Origin of the sequence: Olivibacter sp. 47, from assembly GCF_030372825.1 — a bacterium.
In the GTDB taxonomy this organism is placed as follows: Bacteria; Bacteroidota; Bacteroidia; order Sphingobacteriales; family Sphingobacteriaceae; genus Olivibacter; species Olivibacter oleidegradans.
Map to the genome: position 1 here is coordinate 3,250,749 of NZ_JAUCNR010000001.1, position 24,365 is coordinate 3,275,113.

General features: G+C 40.2%; 24 protein-coding genes and 1 pseudogene. 4 read left to right on the forward strand and 21 right to left on the reverse strand.

Annotated elements, in window-relative coordinates:
- Positions 1–159: 159 nt before the first annotated feature.
- A complete protein-coding gene (locus tag QT327_RS14130) occupies positions 160–420 on the reverse strand; it encodes a hypothetical protein (RefSeq protein WP_130855956.1) in 261 nt (86 codons plus the stop codon).
- 335 nt (positions 421–755) lie between these two features.
- On the opposite strand from QT327_RS14130, the gene QT327_RS14135 reads away from it, so the two are divergent.
- The gene (locus tag QT327_RS14135) at positions 756–965 is read left to right on the forward strand and encodes a hypothetical protein (RefSeq protein ID WP_130855955.1); all 210 of its coding nucleotides are present in this window, start codon (positions 756–758) and stop codon (positions 963–965) included.
- Positions 966–985: 20 nt separating this feature from the next.
- On the opposite strand, the gene QT327_RS14140 is transcribed toward QT327_RS14135, so the two are convergent.
- The 4 genes from QT327_RS14140 to QT327_RS14155 form a co-directional block, all read right to left on the reverse strand.
- Positions 986–2,065, reverse strand: coding sequence for an SDR family oxidoreductase (locus QT327_RS14140; protein WP_289553135.1), 1,080 nt, complete (start codon positions 2,063–2,065; stop codon positions 986–988).
- Between the two features lie 61 nt (positions 2,066–2,126).
- On the reverse strand, positions 2,127–2,912 hold the full coding sequence (locus QT327_RS14145) for an alpha/beta hydrolase (protein WP_130855953.1): 786 nt from the start codon (positions 2,910–2,912) through the stop codon (positions 2,127–2,129).
- An 87-nt stretch (positions 2,913–2,999) separates the two neighbouring features.
- Positions 3,000–3,245, reverse strand: coding sequence for a hypothetical protein (locus QT327_RS14150; protein ID WP_013666981.1), 246 nt, complete (start codon positions 3,243–3,245; stop codon positions 3,000–3,002).
- A gap of 14 nt (positions 3,246–3,259) precedes the next feature.
- On the reverse strand, positions 3,260–3,970 hold the full coding sequence (locus QT327_RS14155) for a YciE/YciF ferroxidase family protein (RefSeq protein ID WP_130855952.1): 711 nt from the start codon (positions 3,968–3,970) through the stop codon (positions 3,260–3,262).
- Between the two features lie 340 nt (positions 3,971–4,310).
- On the opposite strand from QT327_RS14155, the gene QT327_RS14160 reads away from it, so the two are divergent.
- The 3 genes and pseudogenes from QT327_RS14160 to QT327_RS14170 all read left to right on the forward strand — a co-directional run bounded on the left by QT327_RS14160 (position 4,311) and on the right by QT327_RS14170 (position 6,737).
- Positions 4,311–5,084, forward strand: a complete 774-nt coding sequence (locus QT327_RS14160; RefSeq protein WP_242627183.1) for an OBAP family protein — start codon at positions 4,311–4,313, stop codon at positions 5,082–5,084.
- Between the two features lie 62 nt (positions 5,085–5,146).
- Positions 5,147–5,662: a CinA family protein gene (locus QT327_RS14165; RefSeq protein WP_013666984.1), complete on the forward strand. Its 516-nt coding sequence runs from the start codon at positions 5,147–5,149 to the stop codon at positions 5,660–5,662.
- A 158-nt stretch (positions 5,663–5,820) separates the two neighbouring features.
- Positions 5,821–6,737: pseudogene (locus tag QT327_RS14170) on the forward strand (AI-2E family transporter).
- Between the two features lie 5 nt (positions 6,738–6,742).
- On the opposite strand, the gene moaCB reads toward QT327_RS14170, so the two are convergent.
- The 16 genes from moaCB to nirB form a co-directional block, all read right to left on the reverse strand.
- Positions 6,743–7,654, reverse strand: a complete 912-nt coding sequence (gene moaCB / locus QT327_RS14175; RefSeq protein WP_130855950.1) for a bifunctional molybdenum cofactor biosynthesis protein MoaC/MoaB — start codon at positions 7,652–7,654, stop codon at positions 6,743–6,745.
- Positions 7,655–7,707: 53 nt separating this feature from the next.
- Positions 7,708–8,805, reverse strand: coding sequence for a HesA/MoeB/ThiF family protein (locus QT327_RS14180; RefSeq protein ID WP_130855949.1), 1,098 nt, complete (start codon positions 8,803–8,805; stop codon positions 7,708–7,710).
- 12 nt (positions 8,806–8,817) lie between these two features.
- Entirely contained in the window at positions 8,818–9,051 is a 234-nt protein-coding gene (locus tag QT327_RS14185; protein WP_130855948.1) for a MoaD/ThiS family protein, read from the reverse strand.
- Between the two features lies 1 nt (position 9,052).
- The gene (locus tag QT327_RS14190; RefSeq protein WP_013666989.1) at positions 9,053–9,793 is read right to left on the reverse strand and encodes a sulfite exporter TauE/SafE family protein; all 741 of its coding nucleotides are present in this window, start codon (positions 9,791–9,793) and stop codon (positions 9,053–9,055) included.
- Entirely contained in the window at positions 9,786–10,985 is a 1,200-nt protein-coding gene (locus tag QT327_RS14195; RefSeq protein ID WP_130855947.1) for a molybdopterin molybdotransferase MoeA, read from the reverse strand. Before QT327_RS14195 ends, QT327_RS14190 begins: the two co-directional genes overlap by 8 nt.
- Before the next feature lie 21 nt (positions 10,986–11,006).
- Positions 11,007–11,987, reverse strand: a complete 981-nt coding sequence (moaA, locus tag QT327_RS14200) for a GTP 3',8-cyclase MoaA (RefSeq protein ID WP_130855946.1) — start codon at positions 11,985–11,987, stop codon at positions 11,007–11,009.
- Positions 11,977–12,615, reverse strand: a complete 639-nt coding sequence (locus tag QT327_RS14205) for a nucleotidyltransferase family protein (RefSeq protein WP_130855945.1) — start codon at positions 12,613–12,615, stop codon at positions 11,977–11,979. Before QT327_RS14205 ends, moaA begins: the two co-directional genes overlap by 11 nt.
- Before the next feature lie 9 nt (positions 12,616–12,624).
- On the reverse strand, positions 12,625–13,806 hold the full coding sequence (locus QT327_RS14210) for an XdhC family protein (protein WP_289553137.1): 1,182 nt from the start codon (positions 13,804–13,806) through the stop codon (positions 12,625–12,627).
- Between the two features lie 5 nt (positions 13,807–13,811).
- The gene (locus QT327_RS14215; protein ID WP_130855943.1) at positions 13,812–14,999 is read right to left on the reverse strand and encodes a cysteine desulfurase family protein; all 1,188 of its coding nucleotides are present in this window, start codon (positions 14,997–14,999) and stop codon (positions 13,812–13,814) included.
- A gap of 321 nt (positions 15,000–15,320) precedes the next feature.
- Positions 15,321–16,568, reverse strand: a complete 1,248-nt coding sequence (locus QT327_RS14220) for a rubredoxin domain-containing protein (RefSeq protein WP_130855942.1) — start codon at positions 16,566–16,568, stop codon at positions 15,321–15,323.
- A 9-nt stretch (positions 16,569–16,577) separates the two neighbouring features.
- Positions 16,578–17,837 (reverse strand): alginate export family protein, encoded by a 1,260-nt coding sequence (locus tag QT327_RS14225; RefSeq protein WP_289553139.1) that lies wholly within the window; start codon positions 17,835–17,837, stop codon positions 16,578–16,580.
- Positions 17,838–17,899: 62 nt separating this feature from the next.
- On the reverse strand, positions 17,900–18,571 hold the full coding sequence (locus QT327_RS14230; protein ID WP_013666997.1) for a response regulator transcription factor: 672 nt from the start codon (positions 18,569–18,571) through the stop codon (positions 17,900–17,902).
- Positions 18,568–20,397, reverse strand: coding sequence for a sensor histidine kinase (locus tag QT327_RS14235; RefSeq protein WP_130855940.1), 1,830 nt, complete (start codon positions 20,395–20,397; stop codon positions 18,568–18,570). The genes QT327_RS14230 and QT327_RS14235 overlap by 4 nt, the downstream gene beginning before the upstream one ends.
- A gap of 69 nt (positions 20,398–20,466) precedes the next feature.
- On the reverse strand, positions 20,467–21,333 hold the full coding sequence (locus QT327_RS14240; protein ID WP_130855939.1) for a formate/nitrite transporter family protein: 867 nt from the start codon (positions 21,331–21,333) through the stop codon (positions 20,467–20,469).
- A gap of 17 nt (positions 21,334–21,350) precedes the next feature.
- Positions 21,351–21,767 carry a nitrite reductase small subunit NirD gene (gene nirD, locus QT327_RS14245; protein WP_013667000.1) on the reverse strand — a complete coding sequence of 139 codons (417 nt, stop codon included), beginning with the start codon at positions 21,765–21,767 and terminating at the stop codon, positions 21,351–21,353.
- An 18-nt stretch (positions 21,768–21,785) separates the two neighbouring features.
- Complete coding sequence (nirB, locus tag QT327_RS14250) at positions 21,786–24,287, reverse strand: nitrite reductase large subunit NirB (protein WP_013667001.1); 2,502 nt, start codon at positions 24,285–24,287, stop codon at positions 21,786–21,788.
- Positions 24,288–24,365 lie beyond the last annotated feature (78 nt).

Consider the following 24,365-nt stretch of genomic DNA (forward strand, 5'->3'; position numbering starts at 1 on the left):
CCTGATAGCAAAATTAGACCAAATTTCTATACGCTTTTTCTTTGCTTTACTAATGGTGTCTTTGTATGAGAAAGAATAGATTACCCTTTGGTATTAGTGACCAAACAATATGAAAATAACAAAAAACGACTTCAGCTATTTTGTGAAAAAAGTGATCGCTTATTTAAATCTCTCCGTGTTTAGTACTTTGTTTAGGCCGAAATGGGAAATTAAGGCCTTTCCAATGTTATCGACGCTTTGTTGATCGGCCACTCCATTGACTAAACGCCATGTGCCTTCACCATTGCTAATAATCGACAACTGCTCACCTCCCCCCCTGTTAATAACGAAAACATCTCCTTGCCGTAATACATCTACGGTCTCTATTTTACCTGCTCCATTGATATCGATATTTATTTTGTTATTCTTGTTTGGTATCATGTTACATCTATATGTGAGTCGTATACCATCGGGTACAATATTCCTGCCATCGACCAATTTTGCTCATGCCTAATATTGACTGCTTAAAAAATGCACAGATTTTCAGGATATGAATTTATTTATGTTAAAAAGAGTTACAGCGGTATACAAATTTTAGTACACCGAAAAAATCGGTCCAAATGAAAAGACTGCCTCGCCAAATATAAATGTTGTTGGACCGACTCGCTAAAAATAGAAATTTGGGATAAATACCGGCTGCAATCAAAAGACTATCATCGAAAGCGTATATTTAAGTCAAATGGAATAAAAATTGATCTATCTATTAAAAAAACACTATGAAAAGCTCCAAATTGCTCTTTTTTATTTTCTTCGTTGTCTTTTTTATAAATGGTTGTGGCTGTGACAGTCAATCACCTGATGATGTAGAAGAACAGTTCGATCCGGACACGATTGAAAAGCAGCAGCCTTCAGATTCAACTTTAAGTGAAAAAATGTATCCAATGAACACCGATAGCGCTGCTCAAAGGGACAGTTCAAGAAAATAAAAGCAGCTAATAGAGATGATTTATTCAGACAGTTGACGTTTTCTTGCAATTCCTTTTACCTTCCTAGATAATAGCGGTGCTACTAACAACAGAGCCGTTAATCCGAGGATTCCTAAGGCACCTTTCGCTAAAGTAGGTCTGATCTTCTCTTTCGTAGCGTATCGCCACCCACCTATTATACCTACATTATAGGCGAGCGGAAGAAAAACATTACCATCAGTTTTCACCGATAAATCTGCGCGTTTCAGGTATGATGAAATTATCCTATAAGAAAAGTACGAAGTTAGCTTTGGGAAAAGCCGGTAAGCAAGAGAAAGCGCGGCGGCAGACAGATGAACCCAGTTAAAGCTTGCAGGATTATCAGCTAATTTCAATATACTTTTTGCAAATCTGACAGGGTCATGTACAGGAGGCATCGGTTGAATCACTTTTCCGGTATAGTTGGCCGCATGCGACATACCCGGTGTATCAAGAAAAGCAGGATATACATCGCAAATATGAATATGAGGCCATTTCCTTAATTCCGCCTTTAATGCATCTGAGAAGCCTCTAATACCAAACTTACTGGCGGAATAACTTACGCCATAAGGTACTGGTAAAAAGCCGCCAACCGAGATATTATTAATGAGCGTTCCTCTGCCCTGCTTCTTAAAATAGGGTATTACTGTATACGCACCATGTAAATAACCCATTAGGTTAGTCTGAATAAGTTGATCATGTACTTCTATAGGCATATCTTCGAAATTACCTACCGCCAGAACACCGGCATTGTTAATCCATATATCAATTCTTTTTTTAAAAGAGGCTGCCATATCAGCCAAGTGAATAACTTCTAAAGGCTTGGAGACATCGGTTTGCTGGACGAGAACCTCAGCTCCAAGAGATCGGCAATCGGATGCCAGCTCTTCTAGTGCTTCTATGTTTCTAGCCGCTAATACCAAGGTTGCTCCTGCTAGAGCGAACTGTTCTGCCATTGCTTTACCTGATCCACTAGACGCGCCGGTTATGACGATGACTTTATCACTGAAATTTTTCCTATATCTTCTTTTCATATCCCTTTCTTCTCTAGTGGTCTCAAGCATCAGATAGTCGCGCCACATCACAAGAACTGTTTAAGGGTGCCGCAGTACCGTAGGTTGAGAATGATAGCTATAAGCTATGCTATATTAATTTTACAGAGGGTTCGGTTTGCTGGCCTTTAATCCAGGTATATACATAATCCGCCACCTCTTCCCATCCTGGTTCTCCACAGATGAAATGGCTTCGTTGGGGAAAAGATTTAAAATTGACAATGCTCTCACTATCTGTATAAGCCCTTGCATTTTTTTGCGCTAAAGCCACGGGGATAATTTTGTCTTCTTCCCCTATTATAAAAAGTAATGGGATATGTGGTTTATTTAAATCGACTTGGCCTACCGGTCCCATACAATCGCGTAAAATATTACGACTATCATAAACAGCGTAGTCCTCCCAAGCTATGTCGGAAGTGCTTTTATCTAATGTGTTGGCAAAAAATTGATGGAAAGAAGTTTCGTCCATCACAAAAGGCTTATTGCCCTTTAGCGGATTTGTTATCAGCGCACTGTTTTTAATAAAGTTCCAATCGAATTCAAGCATAGCATTCGGTGCAACGGAACTAATGGTTACAGCAAGGCTAACTAAGTCTTTATTGGCAAGTAACTGGGCTATTAAACCGCCAACTGAATGACCGATAACGACTGGCTTGTCATGCTTCAAAATTTCATGCGTCATACTCGCTACCACCTCGTCTAAATGTAGATCGCCAAGATTAGCAGGTGGATTGCTCCTAAGAATAGCAGGTTCGTCCTCATGTAAAGGCCAAAAAAGCGAACGGCAATTATAACCACGCGCTCCGAAGAATTTTTCCCACGGTTTCCAACTTTTGGCAGTTAAGAACATGCCATGAATAAAAATTATATCTTTCATTCTTACATAATTGCTTTTGCTTACTATTGAGTTCCCTGGTATATTTAAAAACCAGCCTTCGTTTATTATAAGATGGAGCTAATTCTATCAGAATACAACATCACTATTTGGATTGTTCGCCCTTTCTCGAAGACCATTAACGATTACCGACAATATTTCCGGATTAAAATCCTCTTCATCGACAACTTTCCAATCCTCACCCTCCTTTACAATCACAAACGATTCTTTATCCGGATAAAGAATCCGCCAGCCCTGTTGTCCGTTATAGTCCTCAGGTTCAGCACTCAAACGTACCACAGTGTCGGTAACAGGTTCTTTTATTGTAAATTCCATAACTCAACCTTTGTTTATTTCTTAATCTTTGATTCCCCGTCCATTTTATCAGTTTTATTAGCTTTACTCCCTTTGCTTGTCCCCGTAGGTGATTTAGTCCCTTTAGCTCCCTGTTTTGCAACATTAGTCTCCCGTTCTTCTTTCAGCGGTGCTTTTGACGATTTCTTTCGGCCGCTTACACTTATCGGTGTTGGCTCATCTGACAATTCACGCTTAGCGGCTTTATTCAGCTGTTCTTCCGCCAGTTTAGTCAATTTAGCGTCTGTCGCTTTTTCTTCTTCTAAACTTTGTTTAAGCAACCCTACTATCGAATTGTATCCGAGTAATGTTGCCAGATTGATAAGACTGCCATAGCAGGCAATTTCATAGTGCTCAACCTTTTGCGCTGCAATTACCAAGGCTACATCTCGCTGGAAAGATCCTTCCTCTGTTTCGTCAATAACTCGCCAGCCTTCATCAAATAATCCCTGCATACCGAGACTGCTTCTTTCATTGATTGGTTTTCCTAACTGATCAAATATTTGCTCTATTCGTCTCAATTGTTCATGCGTCTCGCTCATATGCATATCGAAAGCCTTCTTAAGTTCATCGGTCGTTGCCGTGCTTTTCATGGTGTGTAGCACATTTCCGAGATGTTTTTCCGACCAATATATTTCGCTGATCATAGTATGGAAAAAAATAGATAGTGTAGAGTTTTCGTTGCTCAATTCTTGTATGTTGTTCATAATGCTGAAGTAAATCGTTTATTGTTTAAATTACTTAACATTCCTATACAATATCTCTACCTAATTGCCTAAAAAAATACATTCTTAAAAATAAATGGATAAGGTGTTCAAAACGGCATTTTCAACTATATTCTTCAAACATATTAACATTGATTTTTTTTTGGCTTCATTTTAATAGTGTACTAAAATACATAATAGAGTGTCTTACATCTTAGATAACAATTGGAATGGAGTGGTACTGCTTTAGTAAATGGTTTACTTAATATCTTCCTTAGAAAGCGTATCCTCAAAAACATGGCATCTTAATTGGAACATAATGAAACTAACTAATATCGACTCTATGAGAACACTAGTGCCCATCGTTTCCGTTGTTTTTATTTTTGCTTGTGGAGGAAATAACACGCAAACATATGTGAATGAGCAGGGAAAAGATAAAACAATCAAAGACAAAGCATTAAACACGGGTGCTGATATACTACAGAATAAAGCTCCTTTAAGTGCATTTAACGTCTATCTAAACGGCTTTCACTTTTACAATGGTAATATGAATGCTCAAATGGAAGCGCATCATTATGTTAGCCAATTAAATGAAGATTTCTATCAAGCAATTATTTTTGATGGCAATTCGAAAGACTCGAAAATAATGGGTATTGAATATATAGTCACTGAAAAACTGTTTAATACCTTGCCTAAGGAAGAAAAAAAACTATGGCACTCGCATCATTACGAAGTCAAATCAGGTACGCTGGTTGCACCTGGCATTCCGGAAGCAGTGGAAAAGGAACTCATGGAAAAATTAATTTCCACTTACGGTAAGACCATACATACATGGCATACCGATCAGCAACATACCTTACCCATAGGCAGTCCCATGCTTATGATGGGATTTACACGCGATGGACAATTAAAAAATGATCTACTACGAGATAGGGATCACAGATTGGGCGTTTCATCTAGAGAAAGAAAAAAACAACGAAGTGAAATTCCTTTCCCAACGGTGGATCCGATGGCTAATGCTTGGGAGAAAGGTGAGTTACGCCAATTTATCGTTTCTGATCAAGTTGATAGTGCGCAAGATAAACATCAGGGATTATTGCCCCAAAGAACGAAGTAATCTTTAACAGCTACAGAACAAAATAAAATTAGGATGGTTATTTCTATAGTAATGATATAATTATGATAGAAACAGATTCAGTAGCCATTGAGCAATGTGCTAAATTACTTAAAGACAACCGTTTAACTATCGCCTTTGCTGAAAGCGCTACCGGGGGTAGTTTGACATCAACCTTCGCGAAACTGCCAGAGGCAGGGAGCTTCCTAAAAGGTGGCATAGTTTGTTATGATGCGAAGCTTAAAGAAAAACTCCTAGGTGTACCTAAAAGCTTGGTAGATCAGTATTCCCCCGAATCAAAAGAGGTAACACAAGAAATGGCCGTTCGGCTGAAAAATTTAATAGATGCTGACGTGTTAGTGGCGGTAACCGGATTGCCAAGTGCCGGAGGTAGCGAAAGTGCTGAAAAGCCTGTTGGAACCATGTTTTACAGTATTGTTCTTGGAAAGAAAGTGATGAACTGTCGAGAATTGTTTACGGGAACACCTGACGCCATTATTAGCCAGACAATCGAACAAATTGGTAAAACGATTACCAAAGCACTGATAAACCATCATCGTTTAGCAAATACTGCAGTTTAAAAGAAATAATAGAGAAGATAATGTCGGAAAATAACTCCCGGGAGACCGAAAAAAATGATTTAAAGCATTATACAAGAAAGTTGTGGATAACTGTTGGCATCATCTCTCTCCTGGTTATTGTTATTTTTATCTTAAAGGCTGCGTTTAATGTCTTGCTTATGGTTTTTGCCGGTTCACTGATGGCAATATATTTTCATGGGCTGGCCAACCTTTTAGAAAGAAAAATTAAACTTAGTCATGGATGGTGCCTGTTAACAGGCATCTTTATAACGCTTGCGTTGGTGGGTGTTCTGTTTTGGTTTCTTGGAGCGAAAATTTCTATGCAGGTAGGTGAAATGACACAGGATATACCAGAAATTTTGAGGGATGTAAGGGAACGTTTAGGCCGTTCTGACATAGGCAGGAAATTACTTTTTTATCTGTCTGACGGAAATGGCGAAAAGATGATGAAATCTTTTCAGGATGTGTTTCGAACGAGTTTTGGAGTGGTGGGCGATATGTATATCATTCTTTTTATCGGGATTTTCTTTACGGTTAACCCTAAACTATATCGTGAAGGAATTATAAAACTGATCCCCCCCGGAAATAAAAAGCAAGCAAGGGATGTAATCCGAAGGCTGGACTTCACATTGAAGGATGGTTAAAGGGGATGCTAATTGCGATGTTTTTCATCGCCTCGTTATCCTTTATCGGATTGTCCCTTATCGGTGTTCCTATGGGACTCGCCTTGGCTTTTCTAGCCGGTTTTCTGAATTTTATTCCAAATTTTGGGCCTTTAATCGCTATGATTCCTGCCGTTTTGATCGGATTTACCGTAAGTGCCAATACCGCGCTATTAATCGCCCTGCTTTATGTGGTCATTCAAGCAATAGAAAGCAACGTTGTTACTCCAATGATCCAAAATGTAATGATAAAGATTCCTCCCGCGCTCATAATAATCAGCCAAGTATTGTTCGGAACGCTAACGGGAGGTTTGGGAATTATATTGGCCACCCCGTTGTTAGTGGTTATTATTGTTTTGGTTGACGAATTATATGTCAAAAAACAACGTCCCATGACGGATCAATTGGATTGATTGGGTTATCCATGGTTAAATCCTTTTTTTATTTTAAAAACGTGTAAAATAGCTGGGAACAACGCATCTATACTTTCCTCAACCCCTCTTGTGGAGCCCGGCAACGTAATGATTAGCATTTCTCCGATAAAACCTGCGATGCCTCGCGATAGCATTGACAAAGGCGTGCGCTGTTGCCCATATGCGCGGGCGGCTTCCATAATTCCGGGGATCTCTTGATCTAATAAGGGCCGTATGGCGTCAGGGGTTACATCACGTGATGAAAGGCCCGTACCTCCGGTATAGAGCACCAGTTGATAACCATTTTCTTTAAAATAATTTGCCTTTTCCCGGATAATATCTTTCTCGTCGGGGATAATGATGTATTCGCTAATCTGAATATCATATTTTTTCAGCTTACTTGCTATGATTTTCCCCGAACGATCTTCTTTTACACCTTGTGCAATGCTATCCGAGCAGACTATAACGGCGCATTTAAACGGTATCGGTACGGCTTCCCGAAGGTTCGATTTTCCTCCTTTTTTACTCTCTAGCCTGACGCCTCTTATCTCTATTGCCTTATCAATCGGTTTTAGCATATCATATATGGTAAGAGCAACGTTCATCGCACCATGCATGGCTTCCACTTCAACCCCTGTTTTGTAAATTGTGTGTACTTCCACTCGAATAACGATCGATAGCTCTACTATTTCAAAACTGATATGTGCATATTCAATGGGAACGGGATGGCAGTCGGGAACCAAATCAGCTGTTTTCTTGATAGCTAATAGGCCGGACGCCCTTGAAAATTCGAAAATGTCTCCTTTCGGAACGGCCTTATTACGAATGGCATGTATTGTCTCTTCTGATGATACTTGTACAGTAGCGATAGCAATCGCTTGTCGTAATGTGTTAAATTTATAAGTAATATCAACCATTTTACTTCTCTGTTTTTTTCAATAAGCTTTTTTTATTAGGTAACATCACGAGATTAAACCGGACATGCCAATGAGCTTACCCCTCCTTTCAAACTATAAACTCTCTTCTGCTGCACCTCTACGATTTCTTTATACTGTTCGGCAGCAAATAAGCTGCGCTTTCCGCTCTGACAGACAAACACAACAGTATCTTTTTGAATCAATTTGACCTGGTCCTTTAAAGTAGACAACGGGATTCTTAGATGATTGTATTTAGTGATTTTTGGTTTCTCGGAAATCTCGCGCACATCTACAATATCTACTTGGTCGTTCATGTATAATGCAGCCAATTGATCGGAATTGATTTCTTCTACGCTTGCAATTGGCGCAGAACACAAATATCCGTAGTCAATTTTTCGAAAATCTTCTTGGCTTTTTGGTTTTAATTGACTGCTCAACTCAGTGCTGTCAATTTCTATCGTATAACTTTGGTTATTTAGCGCGTTATAGGTTAAAAGTTTTCCTATAAGTGGCTCACCGATCCCGGTTACCAGCTTAATACACTCATTTGCTTGAAAATTGCCGATAATGCCGGGTAATATGTTTAAAACGCCAGCTTCACTACAGTTCATAATCTCCCCATTTCGCGGAGGAGAGGGGAAGATATCACGGTAATGTATACCATTTGCAAAAATAGCGACTTGACCCTCGTATTTAGATACAGCTCCGTAAATCAGTGGTTTTTCCAGAATAGCGCAGGCGTCATTGATCATATAGCGAGTTTCAAAGTTATCGGTACCGTCAATTACAATGTCATAATCTGCTATAATATCCAGCGCATTCACAGAGGTGATCCTTTCGTCGAATAAATCAATCTCAACTCCCGGGTTTACCTGTAGAAGCACACTTTTAGCGCAATCAACTTTCTTCTTCCCAATATCTTGCGTTCCGTATAATATTTGCCTATGGAGGTTACTCAACTCAATTAATCCATCGTCTACGATACCGATTCTCCCAAGACCTGCGGCAGTTAAATAAAGTAAAGCAGGACATCCCAGTCCGCCAGCTCCGATCATAAGTACTGACGATTGCAAAAGTTTCTTCTGTCCTGCAACGCCAAACTCGTTTAAAATAATTTGTCGGTGATAACGCTCGATTATGTCTTTTTCCATTTTCTCACCTTTTTATCCTCCCGAGAACGGTGGAAGTAAAGCTACTTCTACTTCGTGGGATAGTGCTACTTTCGTTCTAATGATTTTCTTGTTGATTGCAATTACATACTTGGTCTGTGCAAGCAAAGGATATTGGTCCGTTAAAACGGCGTTCAGTTGATCTGTGTCTTCGACATGATCCATTTTCAATTGCGAACAACCTGTAATATCGGTTAATTGACCAAAGAATAATATTGAAATAGACATTTTATATCAAATTAGGTAAAAATAATTTGAAGGACGCGACCATCAGAACTAAGGCCAGTAATAACTTGATTGCTGATTGTTGAAAACGCAAGGCACCAAAATAGGAGCCAAATAATCCTCCTGTAAAGGCAACAAGCACATAACTGACCATATCCGGGCTAAACGTTATACCCTTTGTTATTTGACCGAACAAACCTGATAACGAATTTACAAAAATAAATAAGGCACTGATGGCCGCCGTTTGTTTTTGATTTGTCCAGGCTAGCAATAATAAGATGGGTGAGAGTATGACCCCACCTCCTATTCCCAGCAATCCCGACAAGAAACCTATACTTCCTCCAATCAAGAGCAACCAACCTATAGCCGGCTTTTTTGTTTCATCTACTTCTATATCTTTAAAAAATAAAAAACGAATGATCGGGATGAGTAGAAATATACCTAATAGCTTTTTATAAAGATCGGCATGAACCACCATACTTCCTCCCACGAAAGCCATTGGTATAGAAGCTAATGCGAGCGGCCAGAATAATCTACTATTAAAATATTTTCCCTTATAATAATATGTGAATGAAGTAAGTGCTACGAAGAGATTAAGCATGAGGGCGGTTGGTTTCATTACGGCAGGCGTAATCCCGAACAAAGCCATAAGGGCAAGGTAGCCACTAGCTCCGCCGTGTCCGACGGAAGAATATAAAAAAGCAACTGCAAACAGTACTATGTAAAATACCAATAAATTATCCATAAGTGGGAATTAAATGTATTTCAACCAACTCCTCTTCTAAATAGGTTTTCATTTCCTCATTCAGTACAACAAGGCAATTGGCCATAGCGAACGAGCGTAGCCTATAAGATTCCTGCGCATGGAGTATGGTGACTTTATCATTATCGTAATATCCTTTCAAGAAGTGTATTAATTGATTATTTTTTGTATACGATATTCGTAAGGGTACCTTTAATGTCTTCAATTGCTTTTCGTGTCCTCCAAAGGAGCGTAGTGCCGGCCAAACGTACTCGTAAAAACAGGTTAAAACAGATGAGGGATTTCCGGGCAGTCCAAAGACCATTTGTTCTGACTTCCTTCCGAAAAATAACGGCTTTCCGGGGCGCTGTTTAATCTTATGAAAAAGCTTTTCTACTTCACATGCTTCAGCTGCCCTTACCACAAAATCGTAATCTCCAACGCTTACACCACCTGTAAGAATTATCACGTCTGCAAATGCCAATGCGTTTTGTAGCTGGATAATTGTGTCATCTAAGTTATCTTTCACATAATATGTTTTAACTCTGTTTATTCCCATTTGCAGCAAGGCAGCTGATAACATAGCAGAAGATGCCTCATATACTTCACCATGAGCAAGGGGCGTACCCGGCTGTTTAAGTTCATCGCCTGTAACAATAACAGCGACGGAAGGTGACGCGAATATATCAACCTCGGACAGACCAATTCCACATAAAAAGCCAATGGTAGCCGGGCCAAGCACGGTACCGGCGGCCACAGCTTGCTCTCCCTCTTTGATTTCCGAGCCTTTTAATCTCACGTTATCGCCTAAGGAAATAGACGGATCTTTGATTACAATCTGATTATCTTTTAGTTCAATTAATTCTTGCTTGACAACCGTATCTACGCCTAAAGGAAGTGCAGCACCGGTAAAAATACGTGCCGCATTGGTTTCCGGTACCCGAAGCGGCCCCTTACTTCCTGCAGGAATCTCATGGGTTACAGAAAGTGATTGTTCTTGTTTCCAATACTTAAAGGAAAAAGCGTAGCCATCCATCGAAGATTGATGAAATGCAGGAATATCAATCGGAGCATATAAATCAGTTGCCAAGACTTTTCCCAAGGCGTCTTGAACAGGCACACGAAGAATTTTCTTCTTAATTTGCTGCTCATTAATTATGTTTTTTGCTTCCTCAACGCTAATCAATCGATCCATATATCTGTATTTATTTGTCTATTAGCCTCCGATACTAATCATGCTTCTATTTTTGAGGCTCTCCTGCTTAAGCTTGCTGAAATCTACGCTAAATTGTCCGCCTAATTTTTCTGCTTTTGTTGATATGTTTTGTAAAATTAACGGTTCGAGCGGTAAACCATCTCTCAGGGCGCTCAATAAATCACTCTCATTTTTTGAGAATAAACAATTCTTCATTTTTCCATCGGCGGTTAATCGTAAGCGATTACACCCTTCACAAAACGGCGCACTCATTGTACTAATAACTGAAAACCGCCCCTTATGCCCACTGATTTTATAATGTTTGGCCGTGTCGTGTAATGATCCTTCAATCACTTGAATTTTGTGTTTTGATTCAACGAGACTTACGATTTCTTTGAGGCTGAATACTTGATTGCTTGTCCATTTATTACCTTCAAAAGGCATAAATTCAATAAATCGTACATCCAAACTTTCCTCTTTTGTCCATGCCACAAAATCCAATATTTCATCTTCATTAAAATCCCTCATCACCACCATATTGATTTTGACCTGAAAACCTTGTTGTAGCGCCATATGAATATTTCGCATAGTTAAATCGAATTTATCTCTTCGGGTTAACCTTTTGAACTTTTCGGCTGATAGGGTGTCCAAGCTAATATTAAGTGTGCCAATACGCGCCTTTCGTAAAACATCAAAATAACGATCTAATAGAATGGCATTGGTTGTAATATGCAAGCTTACAGGCAGCTTCGCCAGTCGCAAAATGATGTCGCCAAAATCACTTCTAACCATCGGCTCTCCTCCCGTAAGTCGAATTTTATTTACACCTAATCGGACAAAATGACCAGCTATGATTTCTAACTCGGTTGCGGACATTAAATGTTTCATCGGCGTAAAGTCGTAACTCTCTTCGGGCATACAGTAAAAGCAGCGCAGGTTGCATCTATCAGTTAACGATATCCGCAAATAATCATGTACCCTATTGTATCTATCAACTATCATTTTTTCGCTGTTTTAATTGCTTTTTTTCAATCGTTGAGGCAATTAGACGTGTGTAAGCCTCTTCTGTATCCACATCTATTTCACCGTACGACAGCGGAATGGCTATTGCTTCTGCTCTGTGTTTTTGGATGAGTTTTTTTGCTCCTATATCTCCTGTTAAGAGAGTCAGCTCGTTGAACAATGTTTTATTGAACAGAGCAGGCACGCCCAGTTGATCCGCGTATGAGCTCGCAACTATTTTTGCATCTGTTTTTCGCTGCTCTTCCATCAGTCTGTTTATATGTTTCTTGCTTACATAAGGCTGATCACATACCATAATAATTATGTTCTCGATTGCCGCATAATGTTTTAAGAGATAATCAACTCCACACCGGATGGAGGAGGCAATTCCGTTTTTAAAATCGGGATTATAAACAAGGTTAATCTTTTGTCCTCGTATTTCGTCTTTTACGAGATCTGCAGCTGCACCCAACACGACGACTAATGCAGCAGGATTCGTTGCTTCTGCAATCTGAACACTCCGGCGAACCAAAGTACTCCCACGATAAGATAGCAGTTGTTTCGGCCTACCAATGCGTTGAGAGGAACCGGCCGCTAATAAAATAATTCCATTCTGTATATTTTTCACCTTTGATTACTATCCTATAAATTGCTTGTTATCCGATATGACAATCTCATCGTTTCGGTTATGGATTTTTCCGGGATAATCCCGTAAAGACCCGCCATCTCTCCTAGCAAAAATAGCTTTTATTTCGGCAATTACAGACAGCGCTATCTCCTCCGGTGTTTCTGCGCCTATATTCAACCCCATAGGGCTATACAAATGAATTAAAGCCTCTTCTTGCCAATGGGCACCGGCTTCACGTAATTCCGTTAACATGCTGTGCTTTTTCTTTTTTGGACCCAGCATGCCGATATAGGGTACTCTGTTTTCTGATAGTAAGGAGTTTAGCAAGCTTTTGTCATATTGATAGTTATGAGTTATTAAGACGACAGCTGTCCTGTCATCTAATAAAACCTCATGCAATGCCTTATCGGCATCAGCAACAATTAGATGACAGGATGGAAAACGTGATGCTGTTGCATAAGCCGGTCGGCCGTCGATTAATGTAATCTGCCAACCTAACACTTCAGCCATGTCTATTAACGGAAAAACATCATTTCCCGCCCCCGCGATCACTAAGGAAATATCGGGAGCTAAATATTCAAAAATTGCCGTGAGTTCTTTGTGGTTTGAAGACGTCGTCGAAATGTTGTATTTTACAAGATACGTATGCTTATGTTCAAGTGTTTTATTGATATCATGTAAGAAAATATCAATTGATAGGGGTAGTGCGCCGGACTTAACAACCATCTTATTGTTTTTCATCAGCAAATAGGTTCCTTGTAAGGGATTCCATTTGTCGTCTAAGGAGAAAAAAGTAACGATCACGCTTGGTTCTCGCGTGTCTGCGGCTTTTCTCAGAAGTTCAATTGGGTTCGCATCATCATTTGTATTGATAGGTTCAATCAATATGCGGATAATACCATTACAGCCTAGCCCCATACCAAAAATAGCATCCTCGTCGTCGCTCGTATCATAGGTTGCCAATAGCGGTCTTTGTTCCGCAATAGCCATAAGCGCCTTTCGTAGAGCGTCTCCTTCTAAGCAACCGCCACTAATGGCGCCGGTAAGGGTGCCATCTTCACTCACCAGCATCCTCGCACCTGGCCCTCTGTAAGAGGATCCGTCGACGTGTACAACCGTCGCCAAGGCTACACGCTGTCCCTTTTGACAAGCTATATCATATGCTCTTAAGATTTGCCTTATTTCTTTCATGAAATTTATAAAGTTAGCGGTTTTAATACGCTTAATCCATTTCCCGATAATGCTTCTTCTACAGCATCGGTTAATACGTTAATAGCATATACCACGTCTTCCATTTTTGTAAACCTACCCAAACTTATGCGAATCGCTTGGCCGGCTTCTTCCCTACTTAAACCCATCGCCTTTAACACATGCGATTCTTTCTGCATTAGCCCCGAACAGGCGCTGCCACGACTTAGAGCTAAATATTTGGAAACTTTCAGTAATAATCTTTCTGCATCCACCCCGGGGAACCGTATATTGCTTATATGAGGTAACCTGTTTATTCTTCCATTGACAGTGGAGCCTGCTACCTTTTCCAGGAGTGATTCCTCAAAACGATTTCGAAGCGATTGTAGGCGAGCTCCCTCGTCATTCATCTCCTCTTTACATATAGCTGCAGCCTGACCAAAGCCAACGATGCCTGGTATATTCAATGTGCCACCGCGATGACCCCGTTCCTGAGATCCTCCGTGCTGTTGCTTAAAAACAAGTGGCTTTTGTGATTTCTCGTTAATGAAAAGTGCTCCTACTCCTTTAGGTCCATATATTTTGTGTGCCGAAAAACATAACAGATCGATTTCATCCGCTTGAACATCAACGGGGATTTTCCCTACGGCTTGTGTAGCGTCACATACGAACTTAACTTGATGTTTCCGTGCAATAGCGCCTATTTCTTTTACCGGATTAACCACGCCTGTTTCATTGTTTGCGTACATAATTGAAATGGCAAGCGTTTCGGGCGTAATGGCGTGTTCCAATGCTTCAAGCGAAAGCCCCCCCTCTTTATCAACGTCGAGATATGTAATCGTATTTCCTTGCTGCTCGAGGTACCTACACGAATCTAACACGGCCTCATGCTCGACTTTTGTTGTTATGATATGGCTGCGCTTTCGGTTAGTTCCTTCCATCAGTCCTTTTAATGCCAAATTAACAGATTCCGTAGCACCGGAAGTAAATATCACTTGATTTGGTTTTGAACCAATTAGATCAGCTACTTGTTCTCTTGCTAATTCGACCGCATCTTTTGCCATCCATCCGTAATGGTGGTCTTTACTAGCAGCATTGCCGAAATAGTCAGTAAAATAAGGCAGCATCCTTTCCAAAACTCTTGGATCACAGGGTGTCGTTGCGCAATAATCTAAATATATCGGTAATTCTTTCATGCAAAAAATATTTTTAAATGGCTGCACGTCAAGGCAATTCAACATCACTGTATACTCTTTTTCAGTTAGTTTTCCGTTAGCTTTTCTCCAATTTGGCTACATCGACAAGTTGGATTTGAACCGAAAGTGAACTGCAAAATATTTCAACAGCTTGCCGGACCGCCGCCACAAAACCTATGAGATTGTTATTATTTTGCCTATAGCACAGGAAGCCTCTATCAAAAATAATTTTTTTTAGCACAAATTTTTACAACCGGTTAAGAATGTTACATATCATTAATTAAGCATAACAGGATGAATAATCAAGGGCAGCTAGGTCCTTTATATTCTGAACCGTTTATAATAGAGTTTACTTAATTCAATAAGCAAGGCTGGTAAAATTTCCTTACCCACTAATTTTGCGTAACTGTAATAGATGGTACTGTTGGGGTTAAAGCCCTTGGCATATAACACATTGTATGCTGCCAAATGATGGCTGCTTAATATATTGTCTTTTTGTATGACAATACTTGTAAACCATCTTTTGTCTTCAGCCGTTTCAATGGTAAATGTAAGACCATGGGTGCAGATGTCCTGTTGGTCAAGCTCTTGAACCAGGTATCGCTTTAATAGTAACGCTTCTTCATCTAGTACCGGAATGTGCCAATTTAACTCTAAACTGGAATGTCGCATATTAATCCCCATTTGTCCCATTAACTTTTCCCATTTTAACTGATGCGTAGACTTTATTCCCTTAATCACAAAAGATTTCCATGGACTGATATAAATAAACGGAATACCACTTTCAATACATAATGTGCAGGATTTTTTTAGAAATTCGATATCAAATCTATTGTTACGCCAATATAAGCCAAGCCATAGGTTGGTTTCGTCAACATTGTTAAGCCCTTCATAATAGGGAAAGAATGTGTCCGGCAATTTCAGTTCGTCATTGCTTACAATACTATCCAGTTTTAGATACTCCGCCAGACCTACGATTAAATCGGGCAGTAGTAATTTCGGATTTTTCTGCCATTTGCTCTCAATAAATTTACTAAGTTTAGGAAGGTCCGACGAATGAATTAATGTAGGCCATTTTTCGAGCTCGTGTCTATTTTGTTCGCTGCGTAGGTATAAATACCAATAATCCGTATATTCAGAAGCGACGAAATTTAAATGCCCTGTAAAGAGGGGAACCATAGCCTGTTTAGGATCCGATAAATTAATTTTAAGCCGGGGCACAAAATGGAAGCTTTCCAATATGAAACGATATTTTTCCAGATTTAACCAAGAGGTATTAGCCGTTATATCCAGCGCAATGGCACTGCTGACAATATTTTGAAACGCATCCCGCTTTCCGTATTCGAAATCTATTTGATGCATTGTTAAATGTTGTTCTACGATAGGCAGTCTACTCTGTTCGACCGGAAACAATATATCTTCCCTAGATCCGAAATGGATGAAATCGTTGTTCGCCAGTTCACTTGCACGTAGAACTGATAGTAGATAGTTGGGGGCAATCATGCCTCCCTTTACAAATACTCGAACTAAATGTGCCCGATCGTATACGGATAACAAGCTTTCGGCCATATTATATATTTAGTGTTGTGCATCCTGAAAAAGTGTCGGTTTGAATGTGATCATTAACCACGCCCATGATGATTGTCCATGTAGGCTGCCTGCCTGCTTAATAATCGCCATACTCGAGGTGTAAAATAGGTGCGAATAACCACCTTTTAAGTTAACCTCCTTTGCCAAACTATAGGAAAAGGTCCAATCCAGTTCGGTGCCTAAATCGCGTGATCTAGGGATTCCTTCTTCATCCGTTATGGCGGAGGCCGCCGAAAAATGATGCCCATCCATAGATATTGTCCAATTTTTCTTGATCCAGTTTACTTTCAAAAATAAGTCATTTAGCCCTTTATTGCCATGGCCGCTCCCCACATAGAAATAATCCATATAGCCGTAAAATTTATGATGGGTTCCATAGAGCGGATCAAAGGCTTCATTTGTCTTAGAGCTTTGTTTGTCGCCACTAAGATAATCGTTTCCAAGTTCTATCTTATAAGTGCCCGTAGGTTTAAAAGACAGTTGTAAGGAAGCTAAAAAAGCGCGTTTTGAAAAACCGTCTTTATTTTTTCCGGTTTGATAGTACCCCTCTCCATAAAATACAAAAGGAGCGAATGATGCTTGCATATTGAAACCCGCAGTTTGCATAAAGTAACCGGTGTCCGGTGCATGTTGCCGCCCCTCATTTAAAGCAATAATAGAGGTGCTTATTTGCTTGAAGTCGTGATGAAACCAGGCGAATTGAAGTGATTTGTAGTTGTTTAATCCCTGATAATAGGTTTCACTTAATTTGGTGGGTTCGGGATTATTTGCGTCCTGGTTAAAGGCTAAGCCAATGTGGAGGCGATTTTTGCTTCCATTATATTCATATTTAAGCAAGTCATGACTTCTGCCCTGCTGAGCCCAGTCAAGATTTCCTAGAATACGTGCGTTATCATAGTCTAATTCCATTCGCCCAACTAAAAAGCGCTGCGCGCCATTAAATTTAAATCCGGCCCAAGCCTGCTGAAAATTTGTCAACGACGGATCAGTCTTACCCGCTTGATCCGTATTGCCCCAAATGCGCACATCTTGTGGAACCAGTACGAGATCCATTTTCTCGTTACTATAACTCAGGTAAATTCTGGAACGTTGTTCTATAAAAAAGGCAGGACGCTCAGTTTGATTTAGGGGTCTTTTAAAGCCATCCCGAAACTCTGCTCGTGGCCGAATTTCCGCGCTTACCGTGATTTGCGCTTGCGTATCTAAAACTAGAAACAGAAAAACAAATAAAGGGAATACAACTCGCATAAGATTTTATATATTACGTAAATATACGTAATATATAAAACAAATCAAGTAAAATTACGTGTTTATATTAGGTTTTCCTTCATAGCCTTATTAATCATGTCGACGGCATTGTTTACCCCTAATTTTTTCATGATATTAAAACGATGTGTTTCAATTGTGCGCACACTTTTCCCAAGTACTTCAGCTATATCTTTATTATGTTTACCGTTTATGACCATACCAAGTATTTGTTTTTCACGTTTAGAGAGGCCGTAAATATCGGTGTTACTTTCAACCGCTTCGTTCACCCGTATGCTACTACTTCCAGCTCCTCCCAACAATTGATTGGCCAATACATTGGATACAGAACCGCTGTAATACCGGATACCATTGTTGATTTGTTTTAGTGCTTTTATGAACTCATTCTTATCAGTATCCTTAAGCAAATACCCCCATGCGCCAACCCGTAAAGATTCGAGTACGTAATCTTCGGTATCATGCATAGACAACATAACGACTTTCGTGTTTTCCTTGTTTTGGGTAATAGCCTCACATGCTTCCAGACCGTTCATTTCAGGCATACGAATATCCATAATAGCTAAATCAGGCTGAAGCTCCTGTACACGTTGAATCGCTTGCATACCATTATCCGCTTCGCCTATAACCATTATATCGTCATCTGCCTCCAACATTGCTTTGATTCCATTACGCACTAAAATGTGATCGTCGGCTAAAAGCACCGTAATTTTACTCATATAGCTATATTTCCTGGTTTATTTTTCAAAGGTACAAAAAGCTTTATAATTGTCCCTAATCCAGGTTTTGATTCGATCAATAGCTTCCCATTAATATAAGTGGCCCGTTCTTGCATATTTAGGAAGCCGTGTCCATAATCTGCGTGAAATAGATCGGTGGATTTACTTTCGAAACCCACACCGGTATCTTTTATTGTAAGAACAAGCTCATCTGTGTTATGCTCTAAAGACACGAGCACTGTCGGTGAGTTCGCGTATTTAATAGCATTGTTCACAGCCTCTTGCACAATCCTATATATGTTGTTTTCTACTTTTGGCGAAAGCCTTTGTTGGAAATCAGTTATATTTTCAAAAATTAAGCGATTATTGCTGAGTTTATCTATTTCCTGAACCAGGTTTTTCAATCCGGCAACCAAACCATAATCACTCAACACAGGCGGCTTTAAGTTGAATGTAACGATACGTACTTCTTGAATGATATCTTTTATAAGTTTATTTATATCCAGTAATTTCTGCTCAGTTTCTTTTGTTTTGGAAAGGTCGATCGAAGCAGTTTGAAACTTAAGCGAAGTAAGCATTTGTCCGATGCCATCATGTATATTCATGGCGATACGTTTTCGCTCTTCTTCTTGTCCTTCTAATACCAGGATAGATCTGAATTTCTGTTCATTAACTTTCCGCTCTATTTCTGCCCTGTCCTTTTTATACATGTCTTGTTCGGCTAATCGTCTCGGCGTCATATCAGCAGCAAAAACCTGTAGCACATCTACTTCGCCTTCTTGATTATATATCGGTATAATATGTATATCCATATGCCGTTTCTCGCCTGACTTATCGCTGTAAACCAGTTCTTTATGCCAGTTTTTTAAATTTGATACCACATCGATCAATTGGTCATTAAAGTCATCTGCGGCTTCTCCTGCTAAACCGAATAAATTGGCAATAGTTTTATATCGTTGCTCTTCATGAGAGAAGCTGCGTAAATAATAATCGCTTACATAGTAAAGGTTTCCGCCTTTATCTGATTTGGCAATCAGACGGGGGGGCGCAACGGGTAAGGTAATGCCTGATATGCGTTCATAAGATTCCTCCAGTGAAGCATAAAGAGCCCCGATTTCCTTGCTCATTTGCTGGGCATCACTTTCAGATTTGATTAGTTTGATGAGTGTTTCATTTACTTTTCGTGTTGTAGGTATAAAAATCAACAGTACTTCCAATATGATTATAAGGAGAGAAATACCAAAGAGAATATACTCCGTTCGTTTCAATTTCACGATCTTTCCCGACGCAAGTTTTTCATAGGTGTTCACGATTGAATCCATATGCCGAAGAAAGATGGGCTCATGTTTCAAAACAGTTCGCATATCATTTTCAAGAAGTGGATAGCTAGATTTATCGCCATTTTTCAACTGAGAATAAATACGGTTGCTGGCAAAATAAATGCTATCAAAAACGGGTTGATTTTCAAGAAAAAGTCTGTTGATCGCTTTGCTTTTACTGATTGGTATGGCTGCCGCTTCATTTCCGTAGCGTAGGCTGGTGTTGTTCTCGATCCATTCCGCGTTAACGGAAGCGAGCTCTTTTAGAAGGCTGTCACGTTCTTTTGTGTTTAACCTATTTGTTAGTAAAATGAGTTTGCTTATCTTTTGGCTCAACATCCGCTGCCTACCCGCCATGTTGACGATATGTGCATCACTTTCCTGCTCCCTTAAGTGCCTTTGTACTAAAAATTGCCCTATGATAATACTTAAGGCTATAATGCTAAGCGCTAGAAGATAATACGCTCTTAGTCTGCTGAATTGATTATGCTGTGTATATATTCGCACGATGTTTTGGCATTCGTTTGTATTATCCAAAGCTACGAATATTGCGTTATTATCATACACCACGCTGCTTTATGAAAATTGTTCTTCCTTTACCTCTGTTTGTATTCGCTTGGAGGATGGGTATCTTTTTTCAATGTCGCTGGTTTGTTTTGTTTTTTTATGAAATGAGTAATACAGTGGAAGTGCCGTAAATAGGATGCCGCCTATGAAATTGCCGAATGTAACCGGGAGTTGATTGAATAACCACCAGTCAGCAAAAGAAACGTTCGCGCCCAATATAATGCCGGCTGGAATTAAGAACATATTTACAACTGCATGCTCAAAACCTTGTCCGAAGAATATAAAAATAGGCAACCATGATGCGACGATCTTTCCGGTAGAAGATGTTGAGCTCATGCCCAATACGATACCGGTTGTAACCATCCAATTGCAGAGGACACCTTTAGTGAAGGCGCTGAAGAGGCCGTCAAAACCGTAAGAAGCATAAGTTAAGGTTTTCGTTTCAGCAAGTTTTACAATGAGTAGTGCCACCGCATTCTTTTCCTCGTGCCCAAATTGGGTGGTTGATAGGCAAAAGAGAAAGGCGTAGAGAAGTCCACCAAGTAAGTTGCCGATAAAAACCAACAGTAGGTTTTTGAGTACCGATAGCGCATCTGTTTTCTTGTCCATGTAAGCCATGGGAAGCACGGCAAAGCTACCGGTGACAAGTTCTAACCCCATTAAGACGATGATTATAAAACAAGCCGGAAATAATGCTGCACCTACGATGGCGAGTCCGGTTTGTGTCGTAGCCGTTAGTGCTAAGGTTGTACCAAAGCCTAAAATGGCACCGGACAACACACCCCTGATTAGCAAGTCTCTACTCGCTAACATAAGCTTATCAACGCCTGCCTGAATCATACTTGCAGCGATTTGTGTTGGTTTATTATAATCCATAATCCGGAATTATGTTGCTATACTTTCAGGTCCTGCTGAATTGCATGTTCTGCTCTTTCTATTAACCCAACATATATTTCCCCGTTGATCTCTTTGACAGGAAAGGTGGTTATATGGCACTCGTCTCCGTTTAGACATTCGCCTGTTTTCAATGAAAAGGTTTTTTTATGAAAGGGACAAGCCACTTTAGGTTCTCCTTGCTGCGAGCCGATCATGCCTCTCGATAAAATCATCTGCATTTTATGGGGGCAAAGGTTTTGGCACGCATACCATTCATTCCGATTAGTGAAATTAAATACGGCAATCTGGAGCTCTCTGTGCTTGAAGCACAGCCCGCCGTTTTCCGGAAACTCATCACTGGTACCAACCTTCAACCAATGATCTACATGTTGTTCGTCGGATGGTTTATAACTCAAATAATCTATTTTTTGCATTTTTATTCATTTAAAACGTTACACAATAACATTCCAGTTAGTAGGAATTCGTTGTCCACGAAGCTCCTCAAATTGCAGGAAAGGATCGCCTTCGTCACTATTAGCAAAATGTTTGAATCGTCTCCTTATTGATTCGTTTTCGACAGCATGCTTCCATTCGCATTCATAGTTCGCAATTAAGCTTTCCATCTCAACTTCCAGTTCAGCTCCTATACCCAGCACATCATTAACGACCACATCATATAAATAAGGTAGTCCGCCTTCTAACTTGTTCAACCAAGTAGCCGTACGTGTGAGCGGTTCAGCCGTTTTAATGTAGTACATCAGGAAGCGGTCTAAATAGCGTATACAACTATCTTTATCAATATCTCCAATCAGCAATTGCGCATGCTGCGGTCTTGCTCCACCATTGCCGCAGACATATAAATTCCATCCTTTCTCTGTTGCAATAATTCCAAAATCTTTGGATTGAGCTTCTGCACACTCGCGTATACAACCGGAAACCGCTCCTTTTAACTTGTGAGGCGCTCGTAAACCCTTATAGCGATTTTCTATTTCTATGGCAAAACCAACTGAATCCTGCACGCCGAATCGGCACCAAGTTGATCCGACACAGCTTTTTATGGTTCTTAGCGACTTTCCATAAGCATGACCGCTTTCAAAACCGGCTGCAATAAGCTCTTCCCAAATGGCGGGAAGCTCGTGCAATTGGGCGCCAAATAGGTCTATACGTTGCCCACCGGTAATCTTCGTGTAGAGGTTATACTTCTTTGCTACCTGCGCAATTACTAGTAGTTTATCCGGCGTAATCTCCCCTGCAGGTATTCTTGGTACTACCGAATAAGAGCCACCCTTCTGGATATTGGCTAAGAAACGATCGTTCGTATCTTGTATGGTACTTTGTTTAAGAATAACTTCGTTCCATATGCTGGCAAGCAACGATGCTACTGCCGGTTTGCAGACCTCGCATCCGTCACCTTCGCCATAACGACCCAAAAGCTCGCTATAGCTCTTTATATTTTGAATTTTAATGAGGTCGTATAGTTCTTGTCTTGTATAGGCAAAGTGCTCGCATAGTGTTTTCTTGACAACCTTACCTTGAGATTCCAAAACAGATTTTAAAAGATCAGCCACCAGGGGTGTGCATCCGCCACATCCTGTGCAGGCCTTCGTGGCTTTCTTTATTCCTGCTAAATCAGTCAATTCATCTTTTGCAATCGCCTCACAAATGTTCCCTTTGCTAATTCCCTCGCAGGAGCAGATTTGAGCGGTATCGGGCAAGGAATCGACGCCCTGTCCACTGCTTTGTCCCGCACTGCGACTTCCCAGAATCAAATCAGCAGGATCTTCCGGTAAAGGCAAACCGTTTTGTGCAATTTGTAAAAGCATGTTATAAGAATCCGCCTCGCCTACCAGAATTCCTCCTTTAAGGTACTTACCATCTCTTGTTACATTAATTCTTTTGTAGACACCCTTCGCTTTATTTTCAAAAACAATGGGAACACACTCCTCTTCTGGATCCAGTGCGTCTCCAAAACTTGCAACATCAACACCTATTAATTTAAGTTTAGTTGACATGTCAAAGCCGGTAAATGATTTGTCATAGTCCCCACATAGCCTGGAAGCCACGACTTCGGCCATTTCGTAACCTGGGGCTACTAATCCATAGATCATTTCATTATGTAATGCCACCTCTCCGATCGCATAGATATCCGGGAAATTGGTTTGCAAATGGTTATCTACCAAAATTCCACCCCTGCTGCCCGTTTGTATCCCACTTTTAGAAGCCAATTCATCCCGGGGTCTTATCCCGGCGGAAATAACCAACATATCACAATCCAATATACTTCCATCTGCAAAGGCAAGTCCAGCGATTTTGTCAGTTCCTAATATTTCCTTGGTGCTTTTTGACGTATGTATGTGTAAGCCGAGCGCTGATAACTTATTGCGCAATATGAAGGCTCCCCTTACATCTAATTGACGTGGCATTAAGCGGTCTGCAAATTCCACAATATGCGTTTCCAGTCCCATATCCAGCAAGGCTTTAGCTGCCTCTAATCCCAACAGGCCACCACCTATGACAACTGCTTTTTTTGCTGTTTTGCCGTAGATCTCCATCTGTTGTAAATCCTCGATAGTTCGGTAGGCAAAAACGCCCGTTTTATCGATTCCATGCAAAGGGGGGATAAAAGGAGATGAACCGGTTGCCAGTATAAGTTTATCGTAACTATCGCTTGTTCCTTTATGAGTGGTTATTTTCTTTTTTGTCGGATCAATTTCGGTAACCAACTCCCCAGTCACCAATTTAATATGATGTTCATTGTACCAGCCGGTAGGTGCCAACAGCAAATCGTCGGCTGATTTTCCCGAAAAATATTCACTCAGATGAACTCTATCGTACGCAGGACGATGTTCTTCTCCATAAACGGTAATTTCGATGTGGTTACTGTTTGATTTTTTACGTATTTTTTCGCAAAACTTGTAACTAACCATGCCATTTCCAACGATAATAATTTTCATATCAGAGGTGTTTTACGTATATAAACTTAATTTTTATCAAAAAAAGGAATATATTTTTAAAATAGCAAATGAAAAGCA